22 protein-coding genes and 5 tRNA genes are annotated in these 21,050 nt (G+C 75.7%); 12 read left to right on the forward strand and 15 right to left on the reverse strand.

Annotation, left to right across the window (positions count from 1 at the left end):
• Window positions 1-130: 130 nt before the first annotated feature.
• Window positions 131-1,105 (forward strand): Acg family FMN-binding oxidoreductase, encoded by a 975-nt coding sequence (locus tag GA0070610_RS19115; RefSeq protein ID WP_089001304.1) that lies wholly within the window; start codon window positions 131-133, stop codon window positions 1,103-1,105.
• Window positions 1,106-1,164: 59 nt separating this feature from the next.
• Here GA0070610_RS19115 and GA0070610_RS19120 read toward each other — a convergent pair whose 3' ends face one another.
• The 3 genes from GA0070610_RS19120 to GA0070610_RS19130 all read right to left on the reverse strand — a co-directional run bounded on the left by GA0070610_RS19120 (window position 1,165) and on the right by GA0070610_RS19130 (window position 2,529).
• On the reverse strand, window positions 1,165-2,166 hold the full coding sequence (locus tag GA0070610_RS19120; RefSeq protein WP_089001305.1) for an NAD-dependent epimerase/dehydratase family protein: 1,002 nt from the start codon (window positions 2,164-2,166) through the stop codon (window positions 1,165-1,167).
• Window positions 2,167-2,333: 167 nt separating this feature from the next.
• A tRNA-Val gene (locus GA0070610_RS19125) sits at window positions 2,334-2,408 on the reverse strand.
• A gap of 48 nt (window positions 2,409-2,456) precedes the next feature.
• A tRNA-Gly gene (locus GA0070610_RS19130) sits at window positions 2,457-2,529 on the reverse strand.
• 163 nt (window positions 2,530-2,692) lie between these two features.
• On the opposite strand from GA0070610_RS19130, the gene GA0070610_RS19135 reads away from it, so the two are divergent.
• Window positions 2,693-2,932: a DUF6458 family protein gene (locus GA0070610_RS19135; protein WP_089001306.1), complete on the forward strand. Its 240-nt coding sequence runs from the start codon at window positions 2,693-2,695 to the stop codon at window positions 2,930-2,932.
• A 102-nt stretch (window positions 2,933-3,034) separates the two neighbouring features.
• Here GA0070610_RS19135 and GA0070610_RS19140 read toward each other — a convergent pair.
• The 3 genes from GA0070610_RS19140 to GA0070610_RS19150 all read right to left on the reverse strand — a co-directional run bounded on the left by GA0070610_RS19140 (window position 3,035) and on the right by GA0070610_RS19150 (window position 3,300).
• Window positions 3,035-3,109 (reverse strand) — tRNA-Val (locus GA0070610_RS19140).
• A gap of 13 nt (window positions 3,110-3,122) precedes the next feature.
• A tRNA-Cys gene (locus GA0070610_RS19145) sits at window positions 3,123-3,193 on the reverse strand.
• A 34-nt stretch (window positions 3,194-3,227) separates the two neighbouring features.
• A tRNA-Gly gene (locus GA0070610_RS19150) sits at window positions 3,228-3,300 on the reverse strand.
• Window positions 3,301-3,617: 317 nt separating this feature from the next.
• Between GA0070610_RS19150 and GA0070610_RS19155 the strand changes: the two genes are divergently transcribed.
• Both GA0070610_RS19155 and GA0070610_RS19160 read left to right on the forward strand, forming a co-directional pair.
• On the forward strand, window positions 3,618-4,220 hold the full coding sequence (locus GA0070610_RS19155) for a TetR/AcrR family transcriptional regulator (protein WP_089003611.1): 603 nt from the start codon (window positions 3,618-3,620) through the stop codon (window positions 4,218-4,220).
• 80 nt (window positions 4,221-4,300) lie between these two features.
• Entirely contained in the window at window positions 4,301-4,876 is a 576-nt protein-coding gene (locus GA0070610_RS19160; protein WP_089001307.1) for a TIGR03086 family metal-binding protein, read from the forward strand.
• Window positions 4,877-4,916: 40 nt separating this feature from the next.
• Here the strand turns inward: GA0070610_RS19160 and GA0070610_RS19165 are convergent, their stop codons facing one another.
• Both GA0070610_RS19165 and GA0070610_RS19175 read right to left on the reverse strand, forming a co-directional pair.
• The gene (locus tag GA0070610_RS19165; protein WP_089001308.1) at window positions 4,917-6,092 is read right to left on the reverse strand and encodes an alkane 1-monooxygenase; all 1,176 of its coding nucleotides are present in this window, start codon (window positions 6,090-6,092) and stop codon (window positions 4,917-4,919) included.
• Window positions 6,093-6,600: 508 nt separating this feature from the next.
• Window positions 6,601-7,467 (reverse strand): hypothetical protein, encoded by an 867-nt coding sequence (locus tag GA0070610_RS19175; RefSeq protein WP_231925741.1) that lies wholly within the window; start codon window positions 7,465-7,467, stop codon window positions 6,601-6,603.
• Between the two features lie 272 nt (window positions 7,468-7,739).
• Here GA0070610_RS19175 and GA0070610_RS19180 point away from each other — a divergent pair, with 272 nt between their 5' ends.
• The 4 genes from GA0070610_RS19180 to GA0070610_RS19195 all read left to right on the forward strand — a co-directional run bounded on the left by GA0070610_RS19180 (window position 7,740) and on the right by GA0070610_RS19195 (window position 11,626).
• Window positions 7,740-8,408 carry a class I SAM-dependent methyltransferase gene (locus GA0070610_RS19180; RefSeq protein ID WP_089001309.1) on the forward strand — a complete coding sequence of 223 codons (669 nt, stop codon included), beginning with the start codon at window positions 7,740-7,742 and terminating at the stop codon, window positions 8,406-8,408.
• Between the two features lie 9 nt (window positions 8,409-8,417).
• Window positions 8,418-9,581, forward strand: a complete 1,164-nt coding sequence (locus GA0070610_RS19185) for a cytochrome P450 (RefSeq protein ID WP_089001310.1) — start codon at window positions 8,418-8,420, stop codon at window positions 9,579-9,581.
• A 363-nt stretch (window positions 9,582-9,944) separates the two neighbouring features.
• Window positions 9,945-10,877 carry an ATP-binding cassette domain-containing protein gene (locus tag GA0070610_RS19190; protein WP_089001311.1) on the forward strand — a complete coding sequence of 311 codons (933 nt, stop codon included), beginning with the start codon at window positions 9,945-9,947 and terminating at the stop codon, window positions 10,875-10,877.
• Window positions 10,874-11,626, forward strand: a complete 753-nt coding sequence (locus tag GA0070610_RS19195; RefSeq protein WP_089001312.1) for an ABC transporter permease subunit — start codon at window positions 10,874-10,876, stop codon at window positions 11,624-11,626. Before GA0070610_RS19190 ends, GA0070610_RS19195 begins: the two co-directional genes overlap by 4 nt.
• Before the next feature lie 37 nt (window positions 11,627-11,663).
• Here the strand turns inward: GA0070610_RS19195 and GA0070610_RS19200 are convergent, their stop codons facing one another.
• From GA0070610_RS19200 to GA0070610_RS19215, 4 genes are all read right to left on the reverse strand, one after another.
• Window positions 11,664-12,341 (reverse strand): response regulator, encoded by a 678-nt coding sequence (locus GA0070610_RS19200; protein WP_089001313.1) that lies wholly within the window; start codon window positions 12,339-12,341, stop codon window positions 11,664-11,666.
• Window positions 12,338-14,074 carry a sensor histidine kinase gene (locus tag GA0070610_RS19205; protein ID WP_089001314.1) on the reverse strand — a complete coding sequence of 579 codons (1,737 nt, stop codon included), beginning with the start codon at window positions 14,072-14,074 and terminating at the stop codon, window positions 12,338-12,340. The genes GA0070610_RS19200 and GA0070610_RS19205 overlap by 4 nt, the downstream gene beginning before the upstream one ends.
• A 54-nt stretch (window positions 14,075-14,128) precedes the next feature.
• Window positions 14,129-14,857 carry a dethiobiotin synthase gene (bioD, locus tag GA0070610_RS19210; protein WP_089001315.1) on the reverse strand — a complete coding sequence of 243 codons (729 nt, stop codon included), beginning with the start codon at window positions 14,855-14,857 and terminating at the stop codon, window positions 14,129-14,131.
• 150 nt (window positions 14,858-15,007) lie between these two features.
• Window positions 15,008-16,144, reverse strand: a complete 1,137-nt coding sequence (locus tag GA0070610_RS19215) for an 8-amino-7-oxononanoate synthase (RefSeq protein WP_089003612.1) — start codon at window positions 16,142-16,144, stop codon at window positions 15,008-15,010.
• Between the two features lie 156 nt (window positions 16,145-16,300).
• On the opposite strand from GA0070610_RS19215, the gene bioB reads away from it, so the two are divergent.
• From bioB to GA0070610_RS19230, 3 genes are read left to right on the forward strand one after another with little or no spacing between them, the layout of a single operon-like run.
• Window positions 16,301-17,296, forward strand: coding sequence for a biotin synthase BioB (gene bioB, locus GA0070610_RS19220; RefSeq protein WP_089001316.1), 996 nt, complete (start codon window positions 16,301-16,303; stop codon window positions 17,294-17,296).
• A gap of 8 nt (window positions 17,297-17,304) precedes the next feature.
• A complete protein-coding gene (gene bsaP, locus GA0070610_RS19225; RefSeq protein ID WP_089003613.1) occupies window positions 17,305-17,526 on the forward strand; it encodes a biotin synthase auxiliary protein BsaP in 222 nt (73 codons plus the stop codon).
• A 5-nt stretch (window positions 17,527-17,531) separates the two neighbouring features.
• A complete protein-coding gene (locus tag GA0070610_RS19230) occupies window positions 17,532-18,038 on the forward strand; it encodes a GNAT family N-acetyltransferase (protein WP_089001317.1) in 507 nt (168 codons plus the stop codon).
• Between the two features lie 32 nt (window positions 18,039-18,070).
• On the opposite strand, the gene GA0070610_RS19235 is transcribed toward GA0070610_RS19230, so the two are convergent.
• The 3 genes from GA0070610_RS19235 to GA0070610_RS19245 form a co-directional block, all read right to left on the reverse strand.
• The gene (locus GA0070610_RS19235) at window positions 18,071-19,513 is read right to left on the reverse strand and encodes a WD40 repeat domain-containing protein (protein ID WP_089001318.1); all 1,443 of its coding nucleotides are present in this window, start codon (window positions 19,511-19,513) and stop codon (window positions 18,071-18,073) included.
• Window positions 19,510-20,028, reverse strand: a complete 519-nt coding sequence (locus GA0070610_RS19240) for a SigE family RNA polymerase sigma factor (protein WP_089001319.1) — start codon at window positions 20,026-20,028, stop codon at window positions 19,510-19,512. The genes GA0070610_RS19235 and GA0070610_RS19240 overlap by 4 nt, the downstream gene beginning before the upstream one ends.
• 64 nt (window positions 20,029-20,092) lie before the next feature.
• Complete coding sequence (locus GA0070610_RS19245) at window positions 20,093-20,617, reverse strand: DUF488 domain-containing protein (protein ID WP_089001320.1); 525 nt, start codon at window positions 20,615-20,617, stop codon at window positions 20,093-20,095.
• Between the two features lie 9 nt (window positions 20,618-20,626).
• Between GA0070610_RS19245 and GA0070610_RS31215 the strand changes: the two genes are divergently transcribed.
• Window positions 20,627-21,034 (forward strand): hypothetical protein, encoded by a 408-nt coding sequence (locus tag GA0070610_RS31215; RefSeq protein ID WP_197697920.1) that lies wholly within the window; start codon window positions 20,627-20,629, stop codon window positions 21,032-21,034.
• The last annotated feature ends 16 nt before the right edge of the window (window positions 21,035-21,050 follow it).

Genomic DNA, 21,050 nt, shown 5'->3' on the forward strand with positions numbered 1-21,050 from the left:
CCGAACCGGCAACACCTGCGCCGCCCGGCGGGACGGGACGTCCGGCCCTGCCCGCGACCCGCCGTCGTGACGCACCGTGGATACGTACCACCACCGCCGGCGCAGGACCTGTCACGGAAGGAGCACGACCATGGACACCGGCTTCACTGTCGAGCAGCTACGGGCCGCCGCCACCGACGCCGTCCGCGCGCCGTCGCTGCACAACACCCAGCCGTGGCGGTTCCGACTGCGCGACGGCGGCATCGAGGTGCTCGTCGACCCGGCCCGACGCCTGCCGGCCACCGACCCGAACGGCTGGGGCGTCCGCATCGCCTGCGGGGCGGCCCTGTTCAACCTGCGGCTCTCCCTGGCCGCGGCCGGCACCCCCGCGAAGGTGCGGCTGCGCCCCTACCCGGCCGAGCCGGACGTGGTGGCCCGGCTGGTCCCGGACGTGCCGCGCCGCCCCACCCCCGCCGAGCAGGCCCTGCACGCGGCCATCCCCCGCCGGTTCAGCAACCGTGCGCCGTTCTGGCCCGACCCGGTGCCCGCCGACGCCCGTTGGCGCCTGGCCGAGGCGGCCCGCGCCGAGCAGTGCTGGCTGGAGCTGCTGGTCGGCGTGAGCGCCGTGAACGCGTTCGCCGAGATCGCCCGCAGCGCCCACCGGGTGCTGGAGCGCAGCCCCGAATACCGGGCCGAACGCCAGGAGTGGGTACGCGCCACGCCCGCCACGGACGGCATCCCGGCCGCTTCCGGCGGCCCGCAGGGCGAGCCGCAGGACCTGCTGCCCTCCCGGGGCTTCGGCGGGCTCAACCGGGCACCGGGGCGGGACTTCGAGCCGGAGCCGCTGGTCGCGGTGCTCGGCTCGCCGGGCAACACGGCCGTCGACCAGGTCGTCGCCGGGCAGGCGTTGCAGCGGGTGCTGCTCACCGCGACGGACTCGGGGCTGTCGGTGTCGATGCTGTCCCAGCCGATCGAGGTGCCGTCGGCGCGCGAGCAGCTGCGGCTGTCGCTGGGGCGGTTCGGTACGCCGCAGATGGTGATGCGCGTCGGCTACGGCCAGCCGGGCTGGCCGACCCCGCGCCGCGAGGTGGACGAGGTGCTCGATCTGGCGGTCGTCCGGTCCTGACCGGCAGCGGGCCGGCGGCACCGCGTCAACCGGTCAGCGCGCGCAGCGCGTCGGCCCGCTCAGGTGCGTGTCGCGTGCGTGGCGGAGAGTAGCGCCGCCTCCCGGTCGGGGTCCAGCCCGACGGGGGCGCGCTGCGGTCTGCCTGCCCGGGGCGGGACGGTGCCGACCTCCCGCAGCCACGCCCACGTGTCGGCGACCGTCCCGGTCACCGGTCGGCAGGTCAACCCGGCCGCGTACGCCCGCTCGACGCCGCGCTCCTGCAACCAGCGGTACTCGTGCCCGACCGGGATCCAGATCGGCAGGTCGTTCCACGGCACCACGCCGGCGGCCAGGATGGGTTCCGGATCGGTCCAGCGCAGCCGGGCGTCGGCGCCGGTGACCGTGACGCAGGCGTCGAGCAACTCCCCCATCGTCGTGTGCCCGGGGCGGCTGACCACGTTGAACGTTCCGCCCGCGCCCCGGTCCAGCAGCCAGCCCGCGAGGTCACGCACGTCGACGTACTGCACCGGCAGGTCGACCGGGCCGGGCGCCAGCACGTCCCCGCCCCGCGCGACGCGCGTCAGCCACCAGGGCAGCCGGCCGATGTCCTCCCCCGGCCCGAGGATCAGCCCCGCCCGGGCGATCAGCGCACGCTCACCGAACGTCTCCCGTACGGCCCGCTCGGCGCCGGCCTTGTTGGCCGGGTAGTCGCCGTCGTCGGCGTCCGGCTCAGCGTCCACCAGCGGGGCGTCCTCGCCCACGCCGGGGGCGACGGGCTCGGCGTAGACCGAGCCGCTGGAGACGTAGACGTACCGGTCGACCCGGTCGGCCAGCGCGCGGGCGGCGTCCCGCGCCGCGCGGGGCGCACCGTCCCAGGTGTCGACCACCAGGTCCCACTCGCCGTCCGCGAGCGCCGCCAGGCCGTCGGGCGCCATCCGGTCACCCCGCAACCGGCGTACGCCCTCAGGCGTCGCGCCGTGCAGCCCGCGATTGAACGCCGTCACCGACCAGCCCCGGCGCACCGCCTCGGCGACCGTCGCGCCGCCCACGAATCCCGTTCCACCCAGCACCAGCAGCCTCATGCGCTCCACTGTGCCGGCTGCCGGGGGCGACGCGGTCCCGTGTTCACCGTCGGCGGATCTGCCCTCGGCAGAACCCGACGCGGTCAGGGCGTACGCGTGGTGGGACCGTCAGGTCTCGCGGCGGTGTTTCCCGCTCGCTGCGAGGGCGGGACGGGTTGACAGACGGATGGTGGGCGATACTGGGTTTGAACCAGTGACCTCTTCCGTGTCAAGGAAGCGCGCTCCCACTGCGCCAATCGCCCGGGGTGACCGCCCGCTCCGGCGGACCGGAGCACGTGGGGCGGATCGCGAGCGGACGACGGGATTCGAACCCGCGACCCTCACCTTGGCAAGGTGATGCGCTACCAGCTGCGCTACGTCCGCGTGTCGCCGGTGTTCGTCGGCGACGAGGGAAACTCTACCCGACGGCAAGATCGCCTCACACGCCGCCCCGCCGGGAGCCCGACCGGGCGAGGATTGCGCTGCTCACGCGTGGGGTACTGAGGTCCATCGACAGCACACCACATCCCTGACGAAGGAGGCTGTCGTGGGTATCGGCACCAGCATCTTCCTGATCGCGCTCGGCGCGATCCTCACCTTCGCACTCGACGCGAACCTCGGCGGTCTCAACCTCGACGTCGTCGGGTGGATCCTGATGGCCGCCGGCGTGCTCGGCCTCATCATGACCACGCTCATCTGGGGGCGCCGCCGCCGGGTGGTCAGCACGGCCGAGCCGGTCGAGTACCGGCGCGTCGAGGAGCGTCGGGACGTCGCCCCGCCGCTCTGAGGCGGCGGGCCGTGGGCCCGGCGGCCGTTCCGAGCGAGCCCCTCGGCCATCGGGTTAGCAGACGACGAAGGCCCGTCACCGGATGGTGACGGGCCTTCGTGCTGGTGGGCGATACTGGGTTTGAACCAGTGACCTCTTCCGTGTCAAGGAAGCGCGCTCCCACTGCGCCAATCGCCCTCGCTTGTTACCGAGGTGGGGACGGGATTTGAACCCGCGTACACGGCTTTGCAGGCCGTTGCCTCGCCTCTCGGCCACCCCACCGAGGTTGCCCCCGTCATGCGTGGCGGCAGCTCCGAGCGGACGACGGGATTCGAACCCGCGACCCTCACCTTGGCAAGGTGATGCGCTACCAGCTGCGCTACGTCCGCTTGTCTCCGGCGTTAACCGGTGACGGGTGAGAACTCTAGCCGAGCCGGCGAGCGGTTGCCAAATCGGGGCCCTCCCGGCGCGTCCGACGGGGGTCGGGCCTGCTCGACCACGACGTGATCGGCTCCGACGCGGGTGTGCGGCTCGGGGTGACGCCCGCCTCCCGCCCTAGCCTTCCTAGGAGGATGGGTCGGAATCCTCGGATCCGTCTCGCGGCCGGCGAGGCGAGGTCGGAACTGTCCGGCTTCCGACTGCATCGGGGCAACTGGGCCGTGATCCGTAACTGCTCGTGTTCGGCAGGATGGGCTACGGTAACGGCGTGACGAGACGTGCGGCCGAGATCCGCCTGGATGCCCTGCTGCGCACGGCCTGTGACGTGATCGTGGAGCGCGGTCTGGCCAACACCCGCACGGCCGACGTGGCGCAGGCCGCCGGGGTGAGTCAGGCGCTGGTCTTCTACCACTTCGCCACCAAGGACCGGCTGCTCGCGCAGGCGTTCGCGTACGCCGTGGAGCAGGACCTGGCCCGGCTCGACGCGGTGATGCGCTCCAGCGCCCCGCCCCTGACCAAGCTCCGCCGGATCGTGCGGCTCTACACGCCAGCGGGCCGGGCGACGTCCTGGGCCATGTGGATCGACGGCTGGGCGGAGTCGCTGCGTACCCCCGAGTTGGAGAAGGTCTCCCGCCGGCTCGACCTGCGCTGGCGGGAGGACCTGGCCACGGTCATCGCGGACGGGGTCCGCGATGGCACCTTCGAGTGCGCCGACCCGGCCGGGGCGGCGTGGCGGATCAGCGCGGTGGTCGACGGGCTGGCGGTGCAGCTCGCGGTGCACGAGCGGGTGATCTCCCGTCGGCAGTTCGCCGAGTGGGTACGCCTGCTCACCGCCCGCGAGCTGGGGCTGGACCCGGCACAGCTGGACTGACCGGGCACGGGCGGCGGCCGGAGGGCCGCGAAGCCGGCAAAACGGCTCGGCTGCCGGGGGCAGCCGGAACAATCGTCGGCATGGACCCGCTGGAGACGTACCGCCGCAGCCTGGCCGAATTCACCGACCGGGTGGACCGGGTCGGCCCCGACCAGTGGTCGGACCCGACCCCGTGCCCCGACTGGGACGTCCGGACGCTGGTCAACCACGTGGTGGGCGAGGACCGCTGGAGCGTGGCGCTGCTCGCGGGGCGGACGATCGAAGAGGTGGGCGACCGCTACGACGGCGACGTGCTCGGCCCCGACCCGGCCGGCACGGCCCGGGAGGCGGCGGGGCAGGCCGAGCTGGCCTTCACCCACCCGGGGGCGCTGGAGCGCACGGTGGCGCTCTCCTCCGGCGAGACCCCCGCCGACGAGTACCTGCACCAGTTGATCGCGGAACACCTGATCCACGGCTGGGACCTCGCCGTGGCGATCGGCACCGATCCCCGGCTGGACGCCGACGCGGTCGCCGCCTGCGCGCGGTGGTTCGACCAGCGGATCGGCGACTACCAGCGGGGCCGGCTCGTCCGCCCGGAGGTCGACGTGCCGGCGCGGGCGGACCAGCAGGACCGCCTCGTCGCCGCCTTCGGCCGCGACCCCGACTGGACGCCCTGAAAAACCCTCGGACGGCCAGCCGCCGCGACGCGGGTCCGCGTCAGTCGGCCCCCGGGCCCCGGCGGCGCTCGCGCAGCCGGCGCAGCGCCGGCGGGTGGACGTTGGCGCGGCTCAGGTCGCCGCCGTAGTGGGCGAGCACGCGGTGGTCCATCAGCCGGCGCCACACCGGCGGCACCAACGCGGCCACCACCATCGTGGCGTAGCCGGCGGGCAGCTGCGGGGACGACTCGAAGGTGCGCAGGGTCTGGTAGCGGCGCAGCGGATTGGCGTGGTGGTCGCTGTGCCGCTGGAGCTGGAAGAGGAAGATGTTGGTCACGCTGCGGTCGCTGTTCCAGCTGTGCCGGGGGTCGACCTTCTCGTAGCGTCCGGCGGGGGTGCGCTGCCGGGCCAACCCGTAGTGCTCCAGGTAGTTGACCACCTCGAGCAGGGAGAACCCGACCACCGCCTGGAGCACCAGGAACGGCAGCACACCCGGGCCGAAGGCGACGGCCAGCGCCGCGTAGAGCGCGAGGGTCATGGCGGACGCGTTGAGCACGTCGTTGCGCCACGTCCACGGGGTGCGGCCCCGCAGGCGGAACCGGGCCGCCTCCAGCCGCCACGCCGAGCGCAGGCTGCCTGAGACGGTACGCGGCCAGAACGCCCAGAAGCTCTCCCCCAGCCGGGCGCTGGCCGGGTCCTCAGGCGTGGCGACGCGGGTGTGGTGGCCCCGGTTGTGCTCGACGTGGAAGTGCCCGTACGCGGCCGGCGCGAGGGCCACCTTGGACAGCCAGCGCTCCACCGCCTCCCGCTTGTGGCCCAGCTCGTGGGCGGTGTTGATGGCGATGCCGTCGACCACCCCGATCGTGGCGACCAGGCCGGCCGCACCGGCCACCGTCAGGCCGCCCCGGGCCCAGACCGCGCAGCACAGCGCGAGGGCCGCGTACTGGGCGGGCAGGTAGAGGTAGGTCAGCCAGCGGTAGTAGCCGTCGGCGGCCAACCGGGGCACCGCCTCGTCGGGCGGGTTGCGACGGTCCTCGCCCACCAGCAGGTCGACCACCGGGATCAGGACGAACACGGCCGCCGGGGTGAGCCACCAGGCCCACGCGTCGCCGGTGGCCCGCCAGGTCGCCCAGCCGATGAACGGCAGCGAGGGGACGAGCAACGCCAGCGGCCAGAACGGCCGGCGGGCGTCCCGCCAGCCGGCGGCGGAGGCTGTCGCTGCGGGGTCGAGGGCCATGGGCCGGCCTCCGAATCTGTCGCGGTCCTCCCTCGACTGTGACAGCCGTCACGTCCGTGCACAAGGGACTGTTTTTGTCAAGACCGACGCGGGGGCGGTCCCGCGGCGTGGCGCCCGCGCGGGCCGCCTTGAGTAGGCGCGCCCCTTGTTCCCCACCAGGCAGGCTGATATCCAGATGCACATGCGCAACCGCGCCCGGCTTCGGCCACCAGCGGCTGACCGTCGTCGCCAAGGCCGGCAAGCAGGGGTACGTCGACCTGCGGATGAGCCGGAACAACCTGCGCGAGTTCGCGGTGCCGACCACGCTGGCCACGCACCTACGGTTGGAGGTGCTCGCCAGCCAGTGCACCGGCGGCCCCGCCTACGCCGGGGAGCAGGACGACGCCCCGGCGACCACCACCGACTGCGCGACGGCCAGCCCGGCGCGTACGCAGGTGCATCGCGGAGTTCCAGGCGTTCTCGAAGTGACCGCCCGTCGGGGCCGGTCGGCCCTGACGACCACCGCCGGTCAGCGGCGCGCCGCCCGCCACCGTCCGGACGCGACGGGTCGTTCCCGGCGTCGGTCCGGCCCGGCGGCGGCGTCGCCCGCGCCGGCGGCCCGAGTCAGGTGGCGCAGCCGCAGCAGCAGGCCGAGGCCGAGCGAGAGCAGCAGCCCACCCAGCAGGAACGCGGCCTGCACCACCCCGAAACCGCCGGATTCCGCCACCGGCCGCCCCGCGCCGGCCGGGGGCGGCCCCTCGGACGCGGGGTCGTCGGTCACCGGCTCGTCGGTGGCGGGTTCCGCCCCGGTCTCCGTCGCCCCGGTCTCCTCGGCCGCCGGTAGGGTCGGCCCGGGCGGGGTGTCACCGGGCGCCGGTTGCCCCGTCGGGGCCCTCCGGGCGTCCGGCCCGACGACCGACCGCGTGGCCGTCTGCCGCGACAGCAGCCGCAGGTTCGCGTCGTACGCCTCGGCCGCCAGGGTGATCCGCCCCCGGGTGACGTCCCCCGCGAAGGCCACCCGGTAGCGGGCGGTGACCGTCCGCCCCGGGCAGAGCGTGCCCGGGTCGAGCCGGCGGTCGGTCAGCCGGGCCACGTCCCCCTCGGCACGGACGTCCAGCGGGAACGAGCCGGTCTCCTCGATCCGGTCCATCCTGACCTGGTCGAGCCGGAGCCCGCGCACCCGCAGCACCATCGACCAGCGGACCTTGACGCAGCCGCCGTCGTCGCGGGAGACCACGGCGGAGACGGTCCGCACCCGGTCCCCGGCGGTGAACTCGTCCGGCAGGCCGCTCAGCTCGGTGCTGAAGGCCGCCTGCGCGGGCGCGGGCAGGCCCGCCCCGGCCAGGCAGGCGAGCACCATCGCGGCCCGTAGCGCGTACCGCCACACCGTCGCCACCTCCCGTCCGTCGCCGCCACCCCGCAACGCTGCCAGCGCCGCCGGGCGGTCGGTAGACGGGCGTGTTCGCACCGGCCGCCAACCGCGGTGCCCACTTTCACCGACGGTGGTGAACCGATCACCCCTCCCCCGCGACACGCCGGTCGTCCGACGTCGGCGGGTCGACGGCCGGGTTCGCCGGGACCGGCAGTGGTGGGGTTGTGGCCGGGTCGCAGGGATCGGCCGGGGTGGCGGCGGTCGGCGGGTGCGGGTGAGGGGGGACAATCGCCGGCGTGTCCGAGCTCTCCACCGCCTTCGTCCGGCTGCACGCCAGCCTCACCCCCGTCGCCTTCGTCCCCGAGGTGCGGCTGCACCAGGCGGACGACGCCATCGGGCTGTGGGAGTTGACGGAGGGCGAGTTCCGCAGTTCGCAGCCGCCGCCGTTCTGGGCCTTCGCCTGGGCCGGCGGGCAGGCGTTGGCCCGGTACGTCACCGATCACCCGGACCTGGTCACCGGCCGCCGGGTGCTCGACCTCGCCGCGGGCTCCGGCCTGGTCGCCATCGCCGCCGCGCGGGCCGGCGCCGCCGCCGTGCGCGCCGTGGAGATCGACGAGCTGGCCGTCGCGGCCGTCGCGGTCAATGCCGAGGCCAACGGGGTACGCGTCGACGCCGAACTCGGCGACATCCTCGACGGCGACGCCGGCGGCGCCGAGGTGGTGCTCGCCGGGGACGTCTTCTACAGCCAGGCGATGGCCAACCGGGTACTGCGCTTCCTGCTCCGGGCCGCCCGCGCCGGGGCCCGGGTGCTGGTCGGGGACCCCGGCCGCGCCTTCCTGCCGCACGACCGCTTCGACGAGGTGGCCGTCTACGACGTGCCGGTACCCGAGACGCTGGAGAGCGTACGGGTGAAGCGCACCACGGTGTGGCAGTTGCGGGCGGGGCTGCCGGGGGCGGGCCGCTAGCGTGTCGGCGTGCTGTTCCGGAGCTGGGCGCAGACCGCCGACGCGCACTGGCCGGACGTGGCCCGGGTGGCCGACCACGTGGGGGTCGTGCACCTGGTGGTGACCCGGCACGCCCTGGTCCGCCAGGTGCTCACCGATCCGGTGACGTACCGGCCGGACAACGCGCTCGACGCGGTGACCCCCGTCCCGGTCGCCGCCCTGCGGGTGCTGGCCGGACACCGGTTCCGGCTGCCGCCGACCCTGGCGAACAACGGTGGCGCCAGCCACCCGGCGATCCGGGCGATCGTCGCCGACGCCCTGCACCCGAGCCGGGTCGCCGCGCAGCGGCCCTGGCTGACCGGGCTGGTGCGGGAGCGCGTCGCGAGGATCGGCGCCGCCCTGGACGCCGGCACGCCGGTGGACCTGTACGCCGAACTCGCCGCCGACCTGCCGCTGCTGGTGCTGGCCCGGCTGGTCGAGCTGCCGGACGCGCCGGTGGGCGCGGTGAAGGAGTTCGCCCGCGCCGCGCTGGAGCTGTTCTGGGCTCCGCTGGACGCCGAACGGCAGCTGGCCCTCGCCGCCGAGGTGGGCCGCTTCCACCGGGTACTGCGGGAGTTCGCCGCGACCGGGGGCGGGCTGGCCGGCTCGCTGCGGTCCGCCGGGCACCCGCCCGACGTGGTGGTCGGCGCGCTGTTCTTCCTGCTGGTGGCCGGCCAGGAGACCACCTCGCAGTTCCTCACCCTGCTGCTGCACCGGCTGGCCGGCGAGCCGACCGTACTGGCCGGGCTGCGCGACGGCACCGTCGCGGTCGCCGACGTCGTCGAGGAGGGACTACGGCTGGAGCCGCCGATCGTGACGTGGCGGCGGGTGGCGGCGCTCGACACCACGCTGGGCGCGACAGCCGTGCCGGCGGGCAGCAGCATCGTGCTCTGGCTGGCCCGCGCCGGCCGGGACCCGGCCACCGTCGAGGCGCCGGACGAGTTCCGGCCCGGGCAGCGCGGCTCCCGCCGGCATCTGGCCTTCGGGGCGGGCGCGCACCGCTGCGTCGGCGACCAGCTGGCCCGGATGGAGGCGGCGGTGGTGGTCGCCGAGACCGCCGCGCTGCTGGACGGGGTCACCGTCGTCCGCGAGCCGTGGTGCCCGGACAACCTGACCTTCCGCATGCCCGACGCCTTCGTCGTCCGCCGCCGCTGACCCCGCACACCCCGCGCCGTCCCGCCGAGTGCTCCGCCGCCCGGAACGCCCGAGCCCGCCACCCCCACCCACCCCCACCCACCCCCACGGCAGTGACACGAGCGCTCGGTGATCAGGACGCCATGGACCTTCCCCGGCGTTTTTCAGGTCCATGGCGTCCTGATCACCACTGGAGGGGCCGGGCCTGCGGGGTGGGTTGGCGACCGGGTGAGCAGGTCGGGCGGCGGAGGCCGGACGGGGTGGGTGGTCGGACGGGGGCAGGCAGCCGGGCGGGGGTGGTGGGTGGCGGGGCGACGAAAGTCGGGGGTCGGTGGTGCCGTTCGGGGGCGGTCGGCGCGGGGGTGCCGGACCTAGCGTCAACACATGATCACATTACGTGGGTTGACGAAGCGGTTCGGGGACGTGACCGCCGTCGACGCCCTGACCGTCGACATCGGACCCGGGCGGGTCACCGGCTTCCTCGGCCCGAACGGCGCGGGCAAGTCCACCACCATGCGGATGATCCTGGGGCTGGACCGGCCCACCGCCGGGCAGGCGCTCGTGGGCGGGCGGGCGTACGGGGAACTGCGGCGGCCGCTGCACGAGGTCGGCGCGCTGCTCGACGCCCGGGCGGTGCACCCCGCCCGGTCGGGTCGGGCGCACCTGCTCGCGATGGCCCGCAGCAACGAGATACCGGACCGTCGGGTGGACGAGGTGCTCGCCACCGTGGGGCTGGACGCCCGCGCCGCCGCCAAGCCGGGCCGCACCCTCTCCCTCGGCATGGGCCAGCGACTCGGCATCGCCGGTGCGCTGCTCGGCGACCCGCCGGTGCTGATGTTCGACGAACCGGTCAACGGCCTCGACCCGGACGGCGTGCGCTGGGTACGGCAGCTGATGCGGTCGCTGGCCGACGAGGGCCGGACGGTCTTCGTCTCCAGCCACCTGATGACGGAGATGCAGCTCACCGCCGACCGGCTGGTGGTGATCGGCCGGGGTCGCCTGCTCGCCGACGCCCCGATCGACGAGGTGATCGCCGGCAGCGCGGTGGCGGTGCGCGTACGCAGCCCGCAGCCGGTCGGCCTCGCGGCGCTCGCCGAGCGGCTCACCGCGACCGGGGCCACCGTCGAGGCCGCCGGACCGGACGAGCTGACCGTCACCGGCGCCACCGTCGAGCGGATCGGCGATCTGGCGTACGAGCTGGGGGTGCCGCTGCACGGGCTCAGCCCGCACGGGGCCTCCCTGGAACAGGCCTTCATGGAACTGACCGCCGACAGCGTCGAGTACGCCGGCACCCCGACCCGGAGCGAGGCACGATGAACACGATCTCCGCCGAGTGGACCAAGCTGTGGTCCGTACGTTCCACCTGGTGGTCGCTGCTGGCCGGGGTGCTGCTGATGGCCGCCACCGCCGGTCAGCTCGCCATCTACGCCGCCAACGCGAACACCAACGACGACCCGGCCGACGACGCCGGGATCGTCACCGTCGGCAGCGTCGTGATCGGCTCGGTGGAGCTGACCCAGTACGCCGTGCTGGCCCTTGGCCTGCTCGTGGTCACCAGCGAGTTCACCAGCGGCACCATCCGTACGACCCTGCAGTGCACGCCGTCGCGCGGCCGGGTCCTGCTGGCCAAGGCGGCGGTGACCGGGGCGGTGACGTTCGCCCTCGGGCTGCTGCTGGGCACGGTCGGCGCGCTCGTGGCCCGCCCGGTGCTCGGCCGCTGGGGCGCCGCGCCGGCGGGCGGCACCGTCGGCGACGTGCTGGCGGTGGCGACCTACCTGGCGCTGGTCGGCGTGCTGGCCCTCGGGCTCGGCGCGGCCCTGCGCAGCGCGGTGCTCGCCCTCGTCGTGCTCGTCGCCACGCTGATGATCGTCCCGCTGTCGTTGCAGGAGCCGGACATCGCCGTACTCAACCGGATCGCCGACGCCTTCCCCGGGGTCGCCGGCGGGCACTTCATGGCCGGGAACACCGGCCCGTACCCGGCTCCGATCGGGTTGCTGCTGCTGGCCGCCTGGGCCGGCGCGGCGCTGCTGCTGGGCCGGGCCACGCTGCGCCGCCGGGACGCGTGAGCCACCGAGGACGTGTGCGGTGCCGGGGCGGGGCGGGTCAGCCGGTCGGCTCGACCAGCCCCGCCTCGTACGCGAGGATCGCCGCCTGCACCCGGTTGCGCACCTCCAGCCGGGTGAAGACGCTGGTCAGGTAGCTCTTCACGGTCCCCTCGACCAGGTGCAGCCGGCGGGCGATCTCGGCGTTGGACAGCCCGGCCCCGACCAGCGCGAGGACCTCCCGCTCCCGCTCGGTCAGCCCGGCCAGCCGGTCCCGGGCCACCGGCCGGCGCGCGACCCGGTCACCGCCCAGTTCGATGACCCGGCGGGCGACCTTCGGCGACAGGTACGCGCCGCCCTCGGCGACCGCGTGCACCCCGGCGATCAGCTCGCGCGGGTCGCCCGCCTTGAGCAGGAATCCGCTCGCCCCGTGCCCGAGCGCCCGGGCGACGTGGTCGTCCTCGCCGAACGTGGTCAGCATGAGCGTCGCCGTCTCCGGCACGAGCCGACGGATCTCGGCGGCGGCGGTGAGCCCGTCCAGCCTCGGCATCCGGATGTCCAGCAGCGCCACCCGGGGCCGGTGCGCCCGGACCAGCTCCACCGCGGTCCGGCCGTCGCCGGCCTCCGCCACCACCTCGATGCCCGGATCGGTGGCCAGGATGGCCCGGACCCCGGCCCGGATCATCGCCTCGTCGTCGGCGAGGACGACCCGCACCGGGCCGGCCGTGTCGGCGTTCATCCGTCGATCCGCTCCTTGCTGACCAGCCGGCCCTCGACGAAGCAGAGCCGCCACGTCGGCTGGGCCAGGGGGAAGTTGCCATCGGTGTAGTGCTCGCAGCCCGGGCGCGCCGCGCCGTCGGGCGGGGTGAGCTGCCGTCGGGGCAGCCCGGTCAGCTCGGCGCGCTGCGCGCCGAGCGGCAGCCGCGCGAAGGCCCCCTCGTCGAGGACCGTCCCGGCGGTGGCGACCGGGTAGTAGACCAGCGAGAGCACCAGCGCCAGGCCCGCCGGGGCGCCGAGCGCGGTCAGCAGGCTGAGCCGGACCCGACGGCGGGCGTCGCGCAGCCGCCGCTCGGCCTCGGTCGCGGTCGCGGACTTCGACGGCGACGGCCCCGGCCGCTCCCCCGGCGACCCGCCGTCCGACGGATCGGCGCCCGCCCCCGGGGCGACCGGAAACCCCGGCTGGTCCGCCTCGCCCGCCGGCCAGCCGCCCACCGCCCACCTGCCGGCGGGGTCGGGATCGCCTGTGCGCGACGGGAGGGCGTCGCCCCCCGGCCGAGCAGTCACGGGCGGGCGGGCGTCGGCGCCGCTCGGCTCGGCGACCGGCAGCTGGGCGCGGACGGCGAAGCCGCCACCGTCCTGGTGACCGGTCGTCAGGGCGCCGCCGGCGAGCCGGACCCGCTCGGCGAGGGCAAGCAGGCCGGAACCGGTGGACGGCGGTCCCGGCAGCGGCCCGGCCGGTGGGGGCGCGTTGACGACGGCCACCTCGAGCCGGTCGCCGTCGCGGCGCAACACGACGTCGACCGCCGCACCGGGTGCGTACCGGGCGGCGTTGGTGAGTGCCTCGCGGACCATCCGGTGCGCGGCGTGCACGGCCATCGGGGACAGCGCCGCGAGGGCGTCCGCGCCGTCCAGCCGTACCGACATGCCCGCCTCGCGGGCCCCGTCGACCAGCTCGCCGACGCTCTCGTCGGCCGGCCGGATGGTCGCCGCGCCGTCCGGCTCCCGGAGGACCCCGATGATCCCGTGCAGCCGCTCGGTGGCGGCGGCGACGCTGGCGCGCAACTCCCCGGCGGCGGCCCGGTGCCGGGGCGCGAGGTCGCCGGCGACCTCCAGCGCGGCGGCGCGCAGGGCGATCAGGCTCAGGTCGTGTCCGAGGGAGTCGTGCATCTCCTGCGCGATGCGGGCCCGCTCCCGCAGCCGGATCCGCTCGGCGGCGCCCCGCCGCTCCCGGTCCCGCGCCTCGGCGTGCCGGCGGCCGGCCTCGACCAGCACGGCCTGCTGACGCCGGTACCGCCCGACGAGCCACGGGAAGACCCCGGCGAAGAGCAGCACGGAGGCGAGCAGGAACCAGGTGGCCGCGCCGGTGCCGAGCCACCCCAGGTTGAGCGCCGTGCCGCCGGCCGCGAGCACGGCGAAGGCGACGGCGGCCGGTACGGCGGTGGCGCTGCGGCGGCCGGTCAGGTAGCTGAACACCGGGATCGCGAAGAGGAAGTTGCCGTCCAGCAGCGAGCCGAGCACGACGACGACCAGGGCGGCCACCGGCCATCGCCGGCCGACCGCGACCGCCGCCGCGAGCAGCAGCAGCACGCCGAGCGTCAGGGCGGTGGCGCGCCCCGAGTGCGGCGGGGTCACGCCCGCGTACGCGATCGGGGCGGCGGTGCCCACCCACAGCAGCAGGTCGGCGCCGCGTAGCCGGACGACCGCCCGGGACCACCGACCGCCGCCCGCCCGGGCGGACCGCCAACTCTCCACGGCGGCCAGGCTACCGACGCCCGACCTGCGCCGACACCGACGAAAGTCAGGTGCTCAGCTGATCTCCTCGGCCCACGCACGCCAGTCGTCGAGCACCCCGTACAGCGTCGGGGTCAACCAGCCGGACGCGGACCGGCGGAAGACCCCCGGGTCCATCGCCCCGGTGCCGGCGGGCAGGGCGCCCAACAGCTTCGGCACCAGGTCCGTCAGGTTGGCCCAGTGCACCAGCTCCGGCGCGGCCGGCCAGGCGCCGACCACCACGCCGGCCGGCACCGCCCGGCGCTCCAGCGCCTCCAACGTCAGCGCCGTGTGGTTCAGGGTGCCCAGGCCGGCCCGGGTCACCACCACGGCCGGGCAGCCCAGCTCCACCGCCAGGTCCGCCACCGTCCAGGGCTTCCCCTCCGGCCACAGCCCCATCGGTACGAGCAGGCCGCCCGCGCCCTCGACGAGCACCAGGTCGTGCTTGTCGGCCTCCTCGTGGACCGCGTCGACGGCGGTGTGCAGCTCCAGCGGCGCCAGCTCGGCGACCCGGGCCGCCGCCAGTGGGGCGAGCGGGTCGGGGAAACTCGCCAGGGTCCGACCGGTCAGCGGGGCCGCCAGCCGGTTGACCGCGTCGACGTCGCCGGGCTCACCGCCGGCCGTACCCGTCTGGGCGGGCTTGACCACCGCGACCCGCAGTCCGGCGGCCTGCGCGGCGGCGGCGATCGCGGCGGTGACCACCGTCTTGCCGACGTCGGTGTCGGTGCCGGTCACCAGCACCGGCCCGCGCCACGGCCCGGTCATGTCACCACCCCGACCCCGCTCACTCCTCGCGCTCACCGTGCCACCTTTGTTCGCGACTGCGGGGCTCGCAAACCCCGCTCACTCCTCGCGCTCACCGTGCCACCTTTGTTCGCGACTGCGGGGCTCGCAAACCCCGCTCACTCCTCGCGCTCACGGGGCACACGCCACGATGGTCTCCAGGGCGCGCTCGAAGTCCGCCCGGGGGACGCCGGCGCCGATGGTCAGGCGCAGCCGGGACCGGCTGTCGGGCGTGGACGGGGGCCGGAAGCAGCCCACGGCGACCCCCCGGTCGCGGCAGTCCGCCGCCCAGGCGGTCGCCGCCTCGGGGCCCGGCGTGGTGACCGAGACGACCGCGCCGTCGGGGGCGGAGACCGCCAGCCCGGCGGCGCCGAGCCGGCGCACGGCCAGGGCCGCCCGGTCGGCCAACTCGGCGCGCAGGTCGTCACCGGCGCGGGCCAGGCCGACGGCGGCGTGCACGCCGGCGGCGACGGCCGGGGGCAGCGCGGTGTCGAAGATGAAGGTGCGGCCGGTCTCGATCACGTGCCGGACGAACTCCGCCGGCCCCGCCACCACCCCGCCCGCGCCGCCGAGGGCCTTGGAGAGGGTGGCGGTGACGACCACGTCGGGCTGGCCGGCGAGGCCGGCGGCGGCGACTCCCCCGGCGCCGGACGGGCCGGTCACGCCGAGGGCGTGCGCGTCGTCGACCAGCAGCAGCGCGCCGTGCTCCCGGGCGACGGCGTGCAGCCGGGCCAGCGGGGCGAGGTCACCGTCGACGGAGAAGACCGACTCGGTGACGACCACCGCCGGACGGCCCGGCGCGGCGGCGAGCGCGGCGGCCACCGCCGCCACGTCGGCGTGCGGGGTCACCACGGTCTCCGCGCCGGAGATGCGGCACCCGTCGATCAGGGACGCGTGGTTGTGGGCGTCGGAGACGAGCAGCGTACGGGGCCGCACCAGCGCCCGCACCGCCGCGAGGTTGGCCAGGTAGCCGGAGGAGAAGACGAGCGCCCGGTCGGCGCCGAGCCAGTCGGCGAGGGCGTCCTCGAGCGCGTGGTGGACGTCGGTGGAGCCGCGCACCAGCCGCGACCCGGTGGCCCCCAGCCCGTACGCCGACAGCGCCCGCGCCGCCGCAGCGGTGACCTCGGGGTGGGTGGCCAGGCCGAGGTAGTCGTTGCCGGCCAGGTCGACCACGGCGTCGCCGGCGGCCCGCGCTCGCAGCCGGCGGGTCAGCCCCGCCTTCGCGCGCAGTGCGGCGCGGCGGTCGAGCGCCGCCAGCCAGTCCGCCACCGTCACCCCCACGCCGCCCGCGCCGGCCGCCGTCGGCCGCTTCCGCCGGGCGAAATTACCACCCGCCGGCCAGCGCCCGGCGTGTCCACCCCGCCTCCCCGGGTGCCGACACGCGGGCCGTTCATCCCGGCCAGCTGGCCTTGTAGGGTACGAGCCATGCCAGAGATCCTCGACCAGGCCCGAACCCAGGTGCTGGAGAACGGCGTCGGTCTCGACGAGGCCGGCGTCCTCGCCGTGCTGAACCTGCCCGACGAGCAGTTGCCCGCCGCCCTCCAGCTCGCCCACGAGGTGCGGATGCGCTGGTGCGGGCCGGAGGTGGAGGTCGAGGGCATCGTCTCGCTGAAGACCGGCGGGTGCCCGGAGGACTGCCACTTCTGCTCGCAGTCGGGCCTGTTCACCTCCCCGGTCCGGTCGGTCTGGCTGGACATCCCCTCGCTGGTCGAGGCGGCGAAGCAGACCGCGGCGACCGGGGCGACGGAGTTCTGCATCGTGGCGGCCGTGCGCGGCCCGGACGCCCGGCTGATGAAGCAGATGCGCGAGGGCGTCGCCGCGATCAAGGCCGAGGTCGACATCCAGGTGGCCGCGTCGCTGGGCATGCTCAACAAGGAGCAGGTCGACGAGCTGGTCGACATGGGCGTGCACCGCTACAACCACAACCTGGAGACCTGCCGCTCCTACTTCCCCAACGTGGTCACCACCCACTCCTGGGAGGAGCGCTGGGAGACCCTGCGGATGGTCCGCGAGTCCGGCATGGAGGTCTGCTGCGGCGGCATCCTCGGCCTCGGCGAGACGGTGGAGCAGCGGGCCGAGTTCGCCGCGCAGCTCGCCGAGCTGGACCCGCACGAGGTCCCGCTGAACTTCCTCAACCCCCGCCCCGGCACCCCGCTGGGCGACCGGCCGGTCGTGGAGGGCAAGGACGCGCTGCGCGCCATCGCCGCCTTCCGGCTGGCCATGCCGCGCACCATCCTGCGGTACGCGGGCGGCCGGGAGATCACCCTCGGTGACCTGGGCACCCGCGACGGCCTGCTCGGCGGCATCAACGCGGTCATCGTCGGCAACTACCTGACCACCCTGGGCCGGCCGGCGACCGACGACCTGAAGATGCTCGACGACCTGAAGATGCCCGTCAAGGCGCTCTCCGCGACGCTGTGAGCGCCCCGGTGACGACGAGTGACGCGGCGACGGCGGCCGGCGGGGCGTCGGCCGCCTGGTGCGACCGCTGCGGCGAGGCCGTGGCGGCCGGGTCGCACGACGGGTGCGCGGCGGCCCGGGTGCTGGAGCCGCCGCGCTTCTGCCCGCACTGCCGCCGCCGGATGAAGGTGCAGGTGCTGCCGGTCGGCTGGGCGTCGGTCTGCGTCGAGCACGGCGAGATGCGGGGCTGAGGGCGATGCTGCGCGGCCGGGCGGTGACCCTGCGGCCGGTGACGGCCGGGGACGTGCCGGCGCTCGCCGCGATCCGGGCCGACCCAGAGGTCCGGCGCTGGTGGCGCGGCGGCGACGACCTCGCCGCCGCCGTCCGGGCCGACCTCGACGACGAGGCCCTGTCGGTGTACGCGATCGAGCACGACGGCCGGGTGGTCGGCGCGATCCAGTGGTACGCCGAGGACGACCCCGACTACCGGCACGCCAGCATGGACGTCTTCCTCGACCCGGCGGTACGCGGCGCGGGGCTGGGCGGTGACGCGATCCGCACCCTGGTCCGGCACCTGATCGACGAGCACGGCCACCACCGGTTCACCATCGACCCGGCGGCGGCGAACACGGCGGCCGTGCGGGCGTACGCGAAGGTCGGCTTCCGCCCCGTCGGGGTGCTGCGCCGCTACGAGCGCGGCGAGGACGGGCGCTGGCACGACGGGCTGCTGATGGACCTGCTCGCCGACGAACTGGCCGACTGACACCCCGGCGACGCACCGGGCGCAGCGCGTCGTCAGCGGCCCGGCGGGGCGGGGCGCATCGTCCGCAGCCACCGCCGGCGCCGCCGCCAGAGCAGCACCGACCCCAGCACGGCGGCGACCAGCAGGGCCGGCGGCACCGCCACGAACAGGATGACCGGCCGGGCCGGGAACGGACGAGGGTCGGTCGCCGGGGCGCCGAAGCGGCCGGCCACCAGCAGGTCCCGCGCCACGTCCATCGCCCACACCGGGCCGGGCGGGTCGAGCAGCGTCTCGACGTGACCGTCGGGGCGCAGGGCCACCAGCCGGACGTGCCCGGTCTCCCAGTAGCCGGTGTCGTTCCATTCCGGGAGGTCGGTAGTGCTGGTGCCCGGCTCCGGTTCGTAACGCACCGCCACCAGGTCGGTCCCACCACGCCAGCCGAGCGCCCGCAGTGCCTGCCCGCGTACCGGCGGGAGCGCGGGGCCGGCGCCGTCGCGTCCGGTGGCGGCGTCGACGTACTCGACCCGCCAGGTGCGCGCGGCCCGCTGGTCCGCGTCGCACCGGCTCAGGCAGCCGTCCAGGTGGAGCACGGCGACGGCCGAGCCGTCGGGGGTGAACGCGCCGATCCCGGCGAGCCGGCGGTCCGGCCCCAGCTGCCTGGACCAGGACGACTCCCCGTTGCGGTCGAGCATGACCAGTTCGTCGCCCGCGCTGGCCACGATCCGTGAACCGTCCGGGGAGAAGGCGGCCAGCGAGCCGGTCCGCACGCTCCACCGGTCGCCGAGGCCCGGCCCGAGGTCCCTGGTCGCGCCGCTGGCCAGCTCCAACAGCACCAGCCGGCTGGGCCACGGGCCGTCGTAGCCGGCGTCCTGGCCGGTGCGCTCGGCATGGTGCAGGACGAGCAGCGCGCTGCCGTCGGGCGCCCAGGCCACCGGCGTACCGCAGCAGGTGCTGCCGGCCCAGCCGGTGAAGACCCGGCGGCTGCCGTCGGTGAGGTCGGTGACGCCCACCCAGCCATCGGTGAAGCTGTCGGCGACGTACCGGCCGTCCGGGGAGAGCAGTACCTCCTCCCCCGCGACACTCTCCCGGCCGCCGTAGAGCAGCATCCGGTACCGGCCGTCGCGGCCGAGGACCGCGACCTTGCCCTCGTGGTCGAGGCCGTCGATGCCGCGCAGGCCGAGGCCGCCGCCGCTGAACAGCAGCGAGGCGGGCCCGGGCGGGTCCTGCTCCACGGTGGCCTGCCACATGTACGGCAGGCCGATCCGCTCCGGCACGCCGTCCGGGGCGGCCGCAGGCGTCGCCCACGGGCCCGGGGCCCCGAGCCCGGCCGGCACGCCGAGCGCGCAGGCCAGCGTCGCGACCAGGACCGCCCCGGCGGTACGCCAGCGGGCCCGCCGCCGCTGCCGCCGCCCGGCGGCCCACGGGTCACCGGGCAGCCGGGCCGGCGGCATCCGCTCGCCCAGCTCACGCAGCGCGGTACGCAACTCGTCGCTCATCGGTCCCTCCGTGTGGTCACGCCGACCAGGTCGGCCAGTTCGGGGGCGTGTGCCCGCAGCCGCGCCAGGGCGTCCCGCGTCTGGCTCTTGACGGTCGAGACCGAGCAGCCGAGCGCGTCAGCGGTCTCCGCCTCGGTGAGGTCCTCGAAGAAGCGCAGCACCAGCACGGCCCGTTGGCGTGGGGCGAGCCGGGCGAGTGCGGCACGGACCACCATCGCGCGGGCGACCCCGGCGCTCCCGTCGGGCGTCGCCTGCTCCGGCGGGTCCGCGCGCAGGTCCACCTGCCGCCAGCGACGCCGCCAGAGCGAGACGTGCTGGGTGTACATGACCCGCCGGACGTACGGCTCGGGGTCGCCGGCCGCGCTCACCCGCTCCCAGTGCCGGGCCACCCGGACCAGCGTGAGCTGCACGAGATCCTCGGCCTGGTGCCGGTCACCGGTCAGCAGCCACGCCGCCCGGGACAGGGCCGCGATCCGCCCGGACACGTACGCGCGGAACGACTCCTCAGGGTCCACACCCACCTCCCGACACGGAGCACGCCCGGCGGTGGCCGCGCGGGTGGGTCCGGCGGGGAGTTTTTCAGGCGTCCCAGATCAGGTCGCGGTCACCGCAGCGGCGGGCGCCCTCGGCGGGGCGGTGCGGGGTGAGCCGGCCGTCGGGCATCAGGTGGGACACCGGCACGCCGTGGGCCAGCACGGCGACGTCGGCGATCAGCCGCCGGTGGCAGCGCCACCAGACGCTCTCGCTGCACATCACCGCCGTGGTCCGGGTCGCCGCGTCGGCCAGCACCGCGTCCAGCGCCGCCCGGAAGTCGGCGGTACGGGTGTACGCCGCGTACGCCCGGAAGGCGGCGACGGTCCACCAGGCGTCCGGCTCCTCGGTGCCGGCAGGGGTGTGCCGCCGGCCGCCGAGGTGCTGCTCCCAGCGGTAGTCCACGCCGGCCGCCGGCAGCCAGCGGGCCAGCTCCTCCCGGCGTACGTCGGGGTTGGTCCGGCTCGCCGGGAACCGCCGCACGTCCACGACGAGCGCGACCCCGGCACCCGTCAGCAGCTCGCCCAGCCGTTCCCGGTCCGCCGCCCCGTGTCCCACCGTCAGCAGTGTCACGAGGAGGATATGCCCCGATTCCCGGGTGGCTACCGCCCGCGCGAGGCGGAGACCGCCGGGATCTCCGCGCGGGGCGGGCGACGCGGCCGGGCGGCGAGGGTGGTACGGGTGCGCCCCGACCTTCCGGCCGACGAGGCCGACGCCCTCGACTGGCTGGCGTTCGAACAGGCCGGCGTCGTCACCACCGCCCAGGTGACCCGGTCGCTGACCGAGGGCACCGTACGCGGACGCGTGCGCTCCGGGCGGTGGCGCTCGATCTGCCGGGGCGTCGTGCTGATGGGCAACGGCCGGCTCACTCGGGACCAGCAGTTGTGGGTGGCGGTGCTCGCCGCGGGTCCCCGGGGCCGTACTGGCCGGACAGTTGCCGTTCCACGGGAACGGCAACTGTCCAAGGTTCTCCGATGGCGCGGACGGTGACGTCCGCGCCACCGGA

This window comes from Micromonospora echinofusca (assembly GCF_900091445.1).
Taxonomy (GTDB): domain Bacteria; phylum Actinomycetota; class Actinomycetes; order Mycobacteriales; family Micromonosporaceae; genus Micromonospora; species Micromonospora echinofusca.

Bases quoted from the DNA above. Each gene is read 5' to 3' on its own strand.
- bioD (WP_089001315.1), bottom strand. From the start codon at position 14,857: ATGACCGGGCCGTGGCGCGGGCCGGTGCTGGTGACCGGCACCGACACC.
- GA0070610_RS19120 (WP_089001305.1), bottom strand. From the start codon at position 2,166: ATGAGGCTGCTGGTGCTGGGTGGAACGGGATTCGTGGGCGGCGCGACG.
- bioB (WP_089001316.1), top strand. From the start codon at position 16,301: ATGCCAGAGATCCTCGACCAGGCCCGAACCCAGGTGCTGGAGAACGGC.
- GA0070610_RS19200 (WP_089001313.1), bottom strand. From the start codon at position 12,341: ATGAACGCCGACACGGCCGGCCCGGTGCGGGTCGTCCTCGCCGACGAC.
- GA0070610_RS19165 (WP_089001308.1), bottom strand. From the start codon at position 6,092: ATGGCCCTCGACCCCGCAGCGACAGCCTCCGCCGCCGGCTGGCGGGAC.
- GA0070610_RS31215 (WP_197697920.1), top strand. From the start codon at position 20,627: ATGCCCCGATTCCCGGGTGGCTACCGCCCGCGCGAGGCGGAGACCGCC.
- GA0070610_RS19160 (WP_089001307.1), top strand. From the start codon at position 4,301: ATGGACCCGCTGGAGACGTACCGCCGCAGCCTGGCCGAATTCACCGAC.
- GA0070610_RS19195 (WP_089001312.1), top strand. From the start codon at position 10,874: ATGAACACGATCTCCGCCGAGTGGACCAAGCTGTGGTCCGTACGTTCC.
- GA0070610_RS19235 (WP_089001318.1), bottom strand. From the start codon at position 19,513: ATGAGCGACGAGTTGCGTACCGCGCTGCGTGAGCTGGGCGAGCGGATG.
- GA0070610_RS19190 (WP_089001311.1), top strand. From the start codon at position 9,945: ATGATCACATTACGTGGGTTGACGAAGCGGTTCGGGGACGTGACCGCC.
- GA0070610_RS19230 (WP_089001317.1), top strand. From the start codon at position 17,532: ATGCTGCGCGGCCGGGCGGTGACCCTGCGGCCGGTGACGGCCGGGGAC.
- GA0070610_RS19115 (WP_089001304.1), top strand. From the start codon at position 131: ATGGACACCGGCTTCACTGTCGAGCAGCTACGGGCCGCCGCCACCGAC.